General features: G+C 64.0%; 11 protein-coding genes and 1 tRNA gene. All 12 read right to left on the bottom strand.

What is annotated here, in order from left to right:
- Nucleotides 1-431: 431 nt before the first annotated feature.
- The gene (locus AS96_RS12615) at nt 432-1,202 is read right to left on the bottom strand and encodes an FtsK/SpoIIIE domain-containing protein (protein ID WP_036290352.1); all 771 of its coding nucleotides are present in this window, start codon (nt 1,200-1,202) and stop codon (nt 432-434) included.
- Between the two features lie 17 nt (nt 1,203-1,219).
- A complete protein-coding gene (locus tag AS96_RS12610) occupies nt 1,220-1,450 on the bottom strand; it encodes a DUF3039 domain-containing protein (RefSeq protein ID WP_036290349.1) in 231 nt (76 codons plus the stop codon).
- 55 nt (nt 1,451-1,505) lie between these two features.
- Nucleotides 1,506-1,577 (bottom strand) — tRNA-Arg (locus AS96_RS12605).
- 26 nt (nt 1,578-1,603) lie between these two features.
- On the bottom strand, nt 1,604-1,780 hold the full coding sequence (locus AS96_RS15330) for a hypothetical protein (RefSeq protein ID WP_155947584.1): 177 nt from the start codon (nt 1,778-1,780) through the stop codon (nt 1,604-1,606).
- 168 nt (nt 1,781-1,948) lie between these two features.
- A complete protein-coding gene (locus tag AS96_RS12600; protein WP_051498882.1) occupies nt 1,949-3,040 on the bottom strand; it encodes a hypothetical protein in 1,092 nt (363 codons plus the stop codon).
- A 187-nt stretch (nt 3,041-3,227) separates the two neighbouring features.
- The gene (locus AS96_RS12595; RefSeq protein WP_036290346.1) at nt 3,228-4,526 is read right to left on the bottom strand and encodes an RES domain-containing protein; all 1,299 of its coding nucleotides are present in this window, start codon (nt 4,524-4,526) and stop codon (nt 3,228-3,230) included.
- A gap of 330 nt (nt 4,527-4,856) precedes the next feature.
- Nucleotides 4,857-6,791, bottom strand: coding sequence for a hypothetical protein (locus AS96_RS12590; protein WP_036290342.1), 1,935 nt, complete (start codon nt 6,789-6,791; stop codon nt 4,857-4,859).
- Complete coding sequence (locus tag AS96_RS12585; RefSeq protein WP_036290339.1) at nt 6,788-8,098, bottom strand: DUF3854 domain-containing protein; 1,311 nt, start codon at nt 8,096-8,098, stop codon at nt 6,788-6,790. Before AS96_RS12585 ends, AS96_RS12590 begins: the two co-directional genes overlap by 4 nt.
- 131 nt (nt 8,099-8,229) lie before the next feature.
- On the bottom strand, nt 8,230-9,378 hold the full coding sequence (locus AS96_RS12580; RefSeq protein ID WP_036290337.1) for a hypothetical protein: 1,149 nt from the start codon (nt 9,376-9,378) through the stop codon (nt 8,230-8,232).
- 242 nt (nt 9,379-9,620) lie between these two features.
- Nucleotides 9,621-10,226, bottom strand: a complete 606-nt coding sequence (locus AS96_RS12575) for a hypothetical protein (protein WP_036290334.1) — start codon at nt 10,224-10,226, stop codon at nt 9,621-9,623.
- Complete coding sequence (locus tag AS96_RS14775) at nt 10,226-10,615, bottom strand: hypothetical protein (RefSeq protein WP_051498881.1); 390 nt, start codon at nt 10,613-10,615, stop codon at nt 10,226-10,228. Before AS96_RS14775 ends, AS96_RS12575 begins: the two co-directional genes overlap by 1 nt.
- A gap of 1 nt (nt 10,616) precedes the next feature.
- Nucleotides 10,617-11,204, bottom strand: coding sequence for a hypothetical protein (locus AS96_RS12565; RefSeq protein WP_036290331.1), 588 nt, complete (start codon nt 11,202-11,204; stop codon nt 10,617-10,619).
- Between the last annotated feature and the right edge of the window lie 62 nt (nt 11,205-11,266).

Here is an 11,266-nt window from a genome sequence, read left to right as displayed (position 1 = left end):
TGGAGCGTTTGTCGGGCGTGAGTGCGGGTGCAAAATCACCGGTACGACATGGTCGATGCGAGGGCATCTCGATGTTCTCTATGAACACCTGAACCAGGGTCACTCACGTTCCCCTGACTCCCCCGTTCGCTACGCTCACTGGTCGCTCCGATTCACTGCGTGAATCTCCGCTCTTACGCCGCCGCCGCCGCCTACAGGCAGTTACCCACTCTCGTGGAGAAGCCTCCGACCGGTTCTCGTGTCCCCGGTCGGAGGCTCCTTTCGTGTCGCTGTTTACCCACTCCCGCGACAGCGGAGCGCGCCGAGCAGAAAGGACTCGACGGCTTCCCAGCCAACGCATGCTCAACGTCGGCCAGGCAGAAGTGCAGCAGCGGGTATCGAACCCGAACCGTTCCGGAGAACAGCCACCCCGGACGGCGCGCTGCGACCGCTCACATGAGTGCTTGCGGTACGAGCGGACTAGTCGCCTTCGCGATGCGAGCGATGAGACCAGTCGGGAAGTACGGCGAACGGAACTTCGAGACGGCGCCATGGGTGACGGCGTAACCGAGGCCACGGTGAGCCGGGTCGTTCACGTTCAGCAGCTCCGCCGGAGCTGAAGCCGCGGCAGGCCCAAGGAGGAACTGCGTCTGTGCGGCATTGCGGGTTGCGTGAACGACGACCGTGCCGAAGTTGTTCCGCTCTTCACCCCGGAGGTTGAATGCACACTGACCGGCCATCACGACGCGAATGCCGAGAGCACGTCCCGTTCTCAGAATCTCTCGGAGAAGTACCTTGTCAGCCAGTGTCGGGTCGGGAAGTTCCCGAATCACGAGCACGACCAGAGGCATCTCTCCGCTCGGTTCGAGAGTGCTGTCGAAGCCGAGACGCACGGCGCGCGCGCTGTGCAGCTCTGCCTTGCGGTGCTGCATTCGCTGCACGATGGAGACAAGCAGCGCGCTGATGTCAGCGTCGGCGGACGCGAGTGTCGTGAACCGTGGCGCCCAGTCACGAAGTTCGTTGAACGGGTCAATACCAAGCAGTTCGACGAGGGGCTTGCCCGCCACGTCCGCCAGCAAGTTGTTCACGGTGTTGGACACTCCGCTTCCGGTGCGTCCTGCGACGAGCACGTTGTCGTGGAGAGACACGCTCACTGGCTGCGAGGTGATGTCGTCCACTCCGACGGTGGCAGTGAGGTAGGTGATGTTCAGCGATGCATTCATGTTCGCTCCTTCCGACTTCAGTCGCCCTGCGGCAAGCCTTCGTAGATGTCCTTGCAGGTCGGGCAGACGGGGTACTTGGTGAAGTCCCGCGTCGGCGTGTCCTGCTTGCCGCAGATGGCTGTGATGACCGCGCCTTCCAGGAAGGCAGCGTCCAGGTCCGCGCGGCGGAAGTAGTGGGCGAAACGGTCGTGGTCACCGTCTTCGGTGATGGTTGTGGTGGTCTCTTCGATGGTCTCTTCGAGAAGCATGATGCTGTCCTTTCGTCAGGTGCCGGGACATCCGGCGAACCCCGGCACGGGGCAGTGGGCTAGGCGGGATTCGAACCCGCGACCGCCGGTTCCGCAAACCGGTGCGCTTCCGCTGTGCCACTAGCCCGCGGCGCCACCCGAAGACGGCCGTACTCACGCCCGAAGCGTGAGCGTGATGACTTCCAGGTCGATGTCCACAACGTCCGCGTCCAACTCCAGGAGCAGGCGCGCGAGCGGAGCGAACAACGCAGCGGTCCCTGCCGCGACATCCACACCCGAGATGCGCACCACGCGGCCGTCCACGGCTACATGAAGGTCGGCGAGGTACACAGCCGCATCGTCAGCGAACGACCGCCTCACAGCCGCGTAGACCGTCTCAGGTGACGCTCCGGACTCTGCTGACGCAGGCGTGAGATGGAACTCAGGAGGCGTACCCATCACGGCTCCTTCCGTTGGACGACGGCGGGCACGGAGCGAATCACGTGCCCGCCGTCGGGGTCATGCAGCGAGGGTGAAGTCGTCACGTAGGACGGCAATCTCTTCCTCGTTCAGGCCGTTCTCGTCGATTTCGAGAACGAGCAGACCGGGCTTCGTCTCACGACCGCCCTTCAGACGGAACCAGTCGGAGCCGTTGTCGAGCGTCGGTGCGCAGAACATGCTGCGGCGTTCGCTCACGTCAAGCGCCCAGAAGTGGTGGTAGTGCCCCATCACGACGACATCTGCGGCTGCGAGCGGCTGCTCGCCGAACGTCTGCTTCTGCCAGAAATCGACTGCGGCGGTCGGGCCAGGACCGACCTGATGACCGTGCATGAGGCCGACAATCGTGCCGTACACGTCGATGGTCAGCGTCTCTTCGTAGTCACCGTCCGGGTAGACCCAAGTGACAGGCAGCCCGTGGGCTTCGACGGCACGCTGCACCTGACGGTGGACATGGATACCGAAGTCATCGGACGGGTTACCGAGGGTCTGCTTCCCGTTGCGCCAGGCCGCGTGATTCGACGGGACGATAGCCACGATGACCGGCGAGATACGTGCCAACTCGCACACCCAGCGGTAAAGGACGGCGGCGTAGGCGTCGAGCTGCTGAGGCAGGGATAGGTCGTTGGTCCCCATCGGGTTCCCACCGGCCTCGAAGCCCTCCAACCCGTCACCGACATCGAGCAGCAGGATGAGAGTTGGCTTGCGGCGGCGTAGGCGCTTCAGCAGCTTCTGGAGGAACCGTTCGATACGAGCGAGCGCCTCCTCAGTACCGCCCCGTCCGCCGACCTTCCCGAGCTGGAGGTCTGCGAGGGCGATGACGACGGCGCGCTTGTAGCCGGTCGCCTGCTTCAGCGGCGGCTTCACGCGCTCCTTCGACATCGCCATGAGGGTCGGCAGCGAGATGCCGCGAGTGCGCATGCGGAACTTATAGGTGTACTTGCCGTCGGCCTTCCGGGTCACCGAGACATGCGTCTCGATTTCGAAGTCCTTCGGGTTGTGCCCCGCGGCGCGGAGCTTGTCGTCGTCGGTGACGAGCGGCTCGTAGCTTTCGACGGTGACCGCCACGGGGGCGGTGAAGCCCTGCGTGGTCTGTTCTGTGAGTGTGGACATTGCTCGCCACCCCCTTCCCCGTGCCGGAGGCGCGGATAGTTGCGGAGGGTGCGGTGCCGTACGAGCAGCATTCAAGGTGCTCGGCTATCCGGTGCCGCGGGCGAATCAGGTGATGGGGTGTGGTGTCAGAATCGAACGCCCTCAATCCCCCTCTGTCTTAGGTTGCGGAGAGGTTCTCAGATTCGGCTCAATCGCCCGACGGCACGTCCAAGAACAGCGGGTCCGGGTCGTCATCGCCAGGCAGAATCGGAGGACTCACCGTGACAGAGCGCTTCGCGCGATGCACCGATACGTCCCTGTCCGACAACGTCAGAGTCGGCGACGGCGTGCCATAAGTGCGGCGCCACAGTTCCGAATCAGCAGGGTCGCCCTTCGGTGGCGGGTCAGAGCGCACATCATCGGCACTCGCCCACACGAGCACGTTCTTCCCCTCCTCGCCATCGTCGAGGAGGTGGCTCTTCCACGCGATGCCGTCGAGCTTCTTCTCGGGTGCCCACCGGAAGTATTCACCGATGATTTGCGTCACGACGTATTCCACGCGCTCCTCACCCGTGAGCCTCACCGACTGCGTTAGACGCTCCTCGAAGTCATCGGCAAATCGAGCGAAGAGGAACTGACGACGTAAGTGCGGAGCGAAGATGCTCGGCAGCGCTGGTGACTTCGTGAAGTCCAGAATCGTGAGCTGACGCTGAGCAGTGAATCCGCCAACGACCGCGTCATCGTAGAGGCTATGGAGCGCCGTCTCCTTCACTGCAACTTCACGAGTGGTCGCTCCGTAGAAGAGGCCGACGCCTTCTGGATTCAGGCGTCCGGCGGAGGCCTTGCCTGCCGGTGCTGGTCCGAGGTGCTTAGCGGGGTCATCTCGGGCATCACGGCGCAGTGAGAACCCGTCCTCAGCCATCCGAGCGCGGTATAGCTTCTCCCCCGGCTCGATGACTGTCAGCATGTCGTCCTGCACGTACGCGGCCAGCCCGTCCAGGAACCGGGACACGCGGGCCGGTGGCTCGTTTCGCCGCCCCTCCCGCTCACGGGCACCGACGTAGACGAATCGCGACTGGTGCTTCACCGTCTCTGCGAAGCCCTCCCAGGAGAACAGGAACTCGTCGCGCAGCCCCGATTCCATCCAGTAGTTCGGCGTTGCGATGGCGTCCGTGATGTGCGCATTCACCGCCTCTATGACCGAGGCATCGAACGCCCTGGATGTGCAGTCGTCTATGACTTCCCCGGTGTCGTAGCTGGGGTTCCAGTCGTCCGGGTAAAGGCCACCGTGGTCGTGATATAGCCATGTCGCGGCTTCGAACACATGCCGCCCCACGACATCCATAGAGACAGCGAACGGCGGCTCGTCCCGCTTCGCCTTCCGTCCGCAGTAATCGCACTCGCTGTCATCTACGTCGTCGCGCACCAAGTCCGCTAACGCATCGTCGATGATGTGGTCGAAGCAGATGGTCTCGGTGAGACCTGTGAAGCCTTCAGGGATATCCACGGGCCGATGCTATCGGGTGTGTAGCCGCGTGTAGCCAGGCCGTGTAGCCAGGCTGGCTACAGCGGAAACCGCGTGATTCCGCGGTAGAACAGGCCTTGTAGCCGTGTAGCCGCTCTGGGGAAGCTTGCCTTCGAAATCGCAGGTAGGGACTTTCGTACCCGTTTCAATCAAGGTTTTCCACTTTTCTCTGGCTACAGGCTACAGAGGGCAGTTTTGCCGCGGAATCACGCGGTTTCCGCTGTAGCCAGAGCTGTAGCCAGCCTGGCTACACGCGGCTACAACGACTGAGGGGACGAAGCCCGTCGGCCCCGTCCCCTCAGTCGTCCTCGCTCAGAAGACTTCGACCGATTCGGCCGGTTCTTCTTCGAGGTCCGCTTCACTACCCCACAGCGCCAGAGGAATCGTGTGCACCTTGATTGGTGCGGTGCCCGACGAAACGCGCTGCTTCGCCGCGGCGCCACTCACGAAGCAGCTCTTCAGCGCTTTCTCCAGGCGCTCGTTTGCTACCGCGCCCGGCTCCCACCCGAGCGCCTGGATTGCAACGCTCGGCACGATGTGCACGACATCGAGCGTGCCGCCCTCAACCTTGATGGTGTTGAACCGCGCAATGACGTTCGCGCTCTGAACTTCGGACAGCCGCGGTCCCGTTGTCGCGAAGCGGCTGTCAGTAGCGACCTTCGAGCGCAGCAGTTCCAGGACGTTTTCAGTACCGTCGTCGCGTCGAACCTTGGTGTCTGAGGTGTACTCGACCGCCGCCTCTTCAAGTAGCGCGAGGTCGCCCGCGAGCCACCCTTCGCCGCCGATGCCGAGGATGTCTGCTGCAAGCTCGTAGCCGGTTTGAATGACCGCGAGCAGCCGACTGCGACGCTTCACTTCGTTCTCGGAACCGAATCGCGGGCCGTACTTCGCAGCGTTGTCAGCGGCGCGCGTTTCGACTGCGAGCTGCCAGTCCGCAGTGAACCTGTCGAGGTCGTTGTCACGACGCTTCGCTACTTCCTGAATGAAGTAGCCCCAGAAGTCCGAGAGGTGACCGATGGAGTCCTTGTCCTCCGCCATCGCCTTATTGACGCCGCGGAACGGTGCGCCGAAGAGGCGGCTGATGCCGGAGAGCGAACCGGACTGCGGGATGCGCTCACCGGCCATGACGAAGGTCGGGTGTGCCTTGTCTACGACACCCTGTTCGTACGAGCCACCGATGCCCGAGCGTTCCATTCGGCCACGGGCCGCGGCTTCTGGGCCGTCGTATGCGACACGAGCGAGACGGTCGATGCCCTGTTCGACGCTCAGCTCCTCTTTCTTGTTCGACTGTTCGCGGCTCACGTCGTCGATGATGAGCGGCGCCTGGTGGAGGCTCCGGTATGCATCGCCAATCAGCGTGCCGGTCGAACCGGATGGGAGCATGGCGTAGCCGGACATCATCGAACGCACGAGGGGCCGGAGCCAGGTGCTCTTACCGGCAGACATGTCCGTGTAGACGAGCACGCCGTGCTCGGTGAGGAAGCCCGCCAACGTCCAGCAGATTGCTCCGAGGGTCGCCACACCAGGGGTGCGGTTCTTGTGTCCGCCCTTGTTGAACTGGTCAGGTGTTTCCAGTGCTGCCGTGACGTACTTGAATCCGGCGATGGCTCGCTGGCGCGCGTCGTCGCCTTCCGGCGCGACGAAGCGGAGCTGCCGATTCGCGTTGAGTCGGCTTGTCGCGGCATCTGTGTTGCCCGTCGCGGTGATGGCGTTGTGGTGGCTGACGTAGTGCCACTTCCCGTCGATTTCGACCCACCCGGTCCGTAGGAGCGCCCGCTGTACGCGGCGACGGCTCTTCCGTGCGTGAGCGCTGATGGCACGGCCGATTGCCTCGTCGGTGAACCGGCCCTCGCGGTTGTCGCCCGCCGACTTCACTTCGGCACCGAACCGCTTCAGCCAGCGCTCGGGCTTGCCGAGGTCGTCGTCGTTCACTGTGCCCCGAATGACGTGGACCGTGCGCTGCGGGTTGTCCTCGACCGACTGCGTGACAACTTCGAGCTGGTGGAGCAGTTCGACCTTTTCGTCTTCGGGGTCGTTGAGGTCGTCGCGGACTTCGACGGTCTCGACGATGCGCGCAGCGAACTGAGCGACGGGCGTGACTCCGAGTTCGCTAGAGGTGCCGATGATGGCCTTCTCCCAGTCCACGACTGGTGTGAGAGCACGCTTCGCGACCGCGTCGCTTTCCTTCTTGATGTCCTTCGCGGCCTTCTCCAGCAGCGCGCGCAGCTCGTCGTCCATCGTGGTCACTTGTTCGTCTCCTTGGCTTGTGCCTCCTTGATGAGGGTGAGTGCTTTGTCGATGTCGCCACCGGTCGCGACGAGGATGCGCCGGAGCGCATCCGGCTTCGGCTTGCGTCCGGACAGCTCGGCTGCGGCCGCTTTCAGCCGGTCTGCGTTCTCGTCGAGCCATTCGACGAGCGCGGCAGGCATACCGTCGAACTTGCCGAGAACGTTCCACGCCGCCTTACCGCCGACAGCCCCGATGAGGAGCGATGCGCTTGTTGCGCACTTGCCTACCTGGATGCCGAGCCGCGCCGCGACCGCAGCGTCCGCTGTCTTCACGAACTCGGGACCATCGCCGCGGTTGAACCGGCCGACCGTTAGGGTGCCTTCGGGTAGCTCGATGGTCTCGCCGCCAAGTCCGCCGCCGTAGACCAGCTCCACGAACGCGGAGGCGTCCAGGTGAGCGTTCAGACGGTCCCAGCGAGACTCCTCACGAGACTCTCGTGCCGCTTCGTCACCCTCTGCGTCGTATGGACGCTCCGGCAGTTCGTCAGCGTTGTCGAGCAGTGACGCCATGAGGGCGACGCGCTCGGTCTCTTCGGTACGCCCGAGGATGTCGTCGATGCCCTCGGCGGTGGGGAGCGCAGCAACCTTCGGTGCACGCTCGGTGGCCTGGCGCATGAGCCGGACGGACGTGTCCAGGTCGGCTCCGCCCATCTCTTCGGTTAGGTCGGCGCACGCCGCGTCGTACAGCAGCTCGCAGAGCAGCGAGGCGCCGTCCCACACGTGAGGCTTGGTCTTCACATCTCCGTCGGGGACGACGGTGATGTCAGAGAACTGACCGGCGAGCTTCGCGAGGTCGCCGAGCAGTTCTCGCTCGCCGTCTTCGTTGGTGAACTGGCCGTTCCAGATGCCTGCGATGCCGACCACCGCAACGTCGGCGGGCGCGTAGATGTCGGCTGCGATAGCCTGCTTCGTCCCTTCCACGATGACGAGGCGATGCGCGGTGCCGTCGGCGAGCCGGAGCGCAGCGTTGTAGCCGATGGAGAGTCCGTTTCCGGCGTCGCGTTCCCAGTCGTACTTACGTGCCTTGTCGTCCGCCTTCATGAACTTCGTTACGTACGGAACGAAGGGGCGGAACTGCAACGAGCGTCGCCCGTCCAGTGAGAAATGCGGAAAGACGAGGCCGTAGCTGCTGGAGGCTGGGATTCCCTTCGTGCTGAACCCTCCTCCGAGCACCGGAAGCTTGTGCTTGGGCAGGGTGACGTTGTCGATGTATCGGATTCCGCGCTTGTATGCCTCGACGAGTGAGATGCCGCTCGCGCTCAGCACTTTCTCGGTGTCGGGGTACGGGTAAGCATTGAATCGGTCAAGCAGATATTCTGCGCCCTCGTGCGACCTCCAGCCGAGGATGCTCCTCTCAAACGTCTGGTTTTCAGGCGTCCAGCCTGCGAATGGCCCGTTCACGCCGCGACCGCCTCGGCTGCGGCGCGCATCTCGACGATGAGTGCCGGGTCGATGTCAGCCGCGACAGTGCCGTCAGCCATGTACTCAGCGATGTAGTCCGCGAAGAACGCGTTCGGTACCGCCCGGACGAGCGCCTTGGTGAGGGTCTGACCGGCCTGCTGCGCGTGTGCCTTCAGTGAGGTGGTGAGCGCAAACGCGAGGGTCTTGCCATTCACTTCGGCACGGCGGGTGCCAACGCTTCCGGAGCGAAGCGAGCCGGTGATAGTGCAGTCCGAGTAGACCGCGTCGCGAGTCTTCTTGATGCGGCGCTTCACGGTGGCAAGGCTGTCGCCTGTCAGCGCAGCAATGTCTTCCAGCGGGAACCGGCGCTGGTCGGCAAGACGCCCGGCTTCCTCGTGTGCTCCTGTTTCAATGACGAGGTCGATGTACTGCTGGACTTCGTCAGTGAGGCCTGTGGTGTGCACCCAGGTGAGCGCTTCGTCACGGGTCACACCGGCTGCCATCGCTGTCTCGACAAGCCATTCGACGGCCGCTTCGGTCTCAGTGAGCGCTCCGAAGCGCTCCTGGTCAATGGCATCTTCGACGGCGGTCAGGTCGTAGGACAGGCCGTCTGCGGAGATGCTGCGAGCAGCGTCGAAGCCGTACCCGTGCGGGTCGGTGGCGTAGATGCGACGGTTTGCTGCCGGGACCGGCTTGCCGAGGTCGGTGCGAGCACCGGCACTCTTCGCGACGGTACCGCGGTGCACTTCATCGAGTGCGCGCTCCTTTGTCGCAAGTCCGGCCGCGATTTTTGCGAGGCTCAGTCCGCGCTTGCACGACGCCCAAAGGCCGTCAGTGTTCTCGAAGTCGAGGATGTAGTCCATGGCGGCTTCAGCGGCGATTTCGGCCTCGCTTTCCGTGAAGATGCTGGGGTGCGCGAGGGCGGCACGGTAGGCGGGGTCGTAGCAGCGGAGCCAGAGCTGGAACTTGATGTTCTTCGCGTAGGAGTCTTCGCGCTTGCCGTAGCGTTCACTGCGTTCACGGCCTGGGGTGACCATTTCGGCGAACTCGCCGGTGAAGACGCCGTACTCTTCGAGCAGTTCGGCGTCGGTGAGCTGCGTGAGGTCTACGCGGGCTTCGTATGGGGTTGCGAGGGTGAAGGACATTTGCGTTGCTTTCTGTTTGGGCCTTCCGGCCGGTTCGGGGTGGTGACTGGTTTGGTGGACCAGTCGGTGTTCTTTGTTTCTGACTTGACAACCGCTACCCGTCAGTGAGACGATTATTGGTTACCCTGTCTAGGACTAGCTTAGCACAGGGCTACTAGCATGAGTGAACGCGCGCGTCAAGCTGGTCGTAGACGCGTTCGAAATGGCTTCCGCTCAGCGCCTCTGTGAGCGCCTGGGAGCCTCTACCCCGCCGACTGCGCGTCGAGCGCCGTTTCGGCTGCGAGGAGCGCGCACAGCGCGTCCTGCGCCCGTTTCTGAGGCAATGTCGGGTTTACCGACGCAGCGAGGTTCTCGACATCTCTTGCCAGCAGGCCAAGGCGCCCCGCGTTCACGATGAGCGGTGTCACACCGCAGCGCCAAGCGACCTCTGAGCGGAGCGTGTCGAGGTCACCGGTCCCCCGCTGGCCGGAGACGATGACAACGCGCGCGAAGGGTTCACCAGCTAGTTGGCCCACCGCGTAGGCGAGCGCCCCAACACCGCCGTCGGCGACCGGGAGCATCGCGGTCACCACACGTCGGTGAGGAAGGGCTGACATCACTCTGGCCGCGGCTCTGCGGGGCGCGAACGAGGGCTGCTGCGTGACGGCGATGACATCGGGGCGGAGCAGTGCGAGCACTTCCATCAGCCGGGCACGCCAGGATGCGAGCGCACGTCGGTAGACCGGCGCGCTGCCATCCCACCCGCCTGCCTCGTCAACTACCGCGCGTTCCCAGCGGTCCAGCGGCGAGTAGTCGCGCTGCGTGTCGGCGAAGAACGCGCCATCGTCGATGACGAGGAGCGTGTGCATCAGCCGCGCTTCCCGGTCTCCAGCTCATTCGCTTCGATGAGGATGCCGCGGCGCAGGAAGGGTTCGGCTACCTCATTGAGGTTCACGGGGAACCGGAGGGCGCGCTTGGCTCGCTGCGGCTCCCAGGGGTCATCTGGCTGCCCGTCGCACGATTCGACCCATGCCGGTAGCGGTATACGTCGCGCGGCAAATCGGTGCTCGATGAGCGCAGCAACCGCATCCTTCCAGCGGCCAGTGACCTCTGGTGCGTCTACGACAAGCTCCTCCAGCTCCTCATTCGACGCCTGGGAGAGGTCTGCGGCGAGGGTGAGGAACGCGCGATATGCGACGGCGTGTTCTCCGTGTTCCTGAGCGCGCTCGCACAGCTCTACGAAGGCGACAGCGGACATGTCACTCCCCGCTTTCGAGTTCGACTTCAAGTATGGGCGCCCCGAGCATCCACGCGCGGCTGTCGAAATCTGCCCAGAACTCATCGTCCCAGCCGCGGAGAGTGACCACATCGTCAGCCAGCGACCGGCGGTAGTGCGATGTCGCTGCGACGGCGTCTGCGAACGCGCGACCGTCGCCTTCCTTGATGACTTCTGCATACTGGCCGGGGACCAGCATCTCGGTGATGAAGCGCGCAGGCGGCATTTCGAACCAGGCATGCGTCCGGATGATGGTCCGATAGGCGCCGATGCCATGTGCGAGTTCGTGCAAGCGGGTCACGGCGCGTGCCGTGAAGCTGCCTTGGTCGTCGAGGAGCGCATCGAGGTCGATGATGAGGGTGCGGCGTGCGTCATTTCGCTCCTCCGGCACCGCCTTGCCGTTGACGTAACCGGTGACCAGTGACGCGGTCTTCACGAAGATGTCTGGCGCTCCACCGCTCGCGAATGCTCGCTGAAGCGCTCCCTTCCACTGCGGCGCGAGGCCGTGCACGATGGTCGCGTTCTCAATCGGCTCACCGACCTCTTCCAGTAGCGCGCCGGTCGCTCGCACTAGGCCGTGTTGCTAAATGCTGTTGTGGGGCGGGTGGGCGATCCTTGAGGTGTGTCGCGAGA

This window comes from Microbacterium sp. MRS-1 (assembly GCF_000585455.1).
Classification (GTDB): domain Bacteria; phylum Actinomycetota; class Actinomycetes; order Actinomycetales; family Microbacteriaceae; genus Microbacterium; species Microbacterium laevaniformans.
The sequence above is the reverse complement of the archived record's forward strand: the minus strand, read 5'-3'. Positions and strand labels throughout refer to the sequence as shown.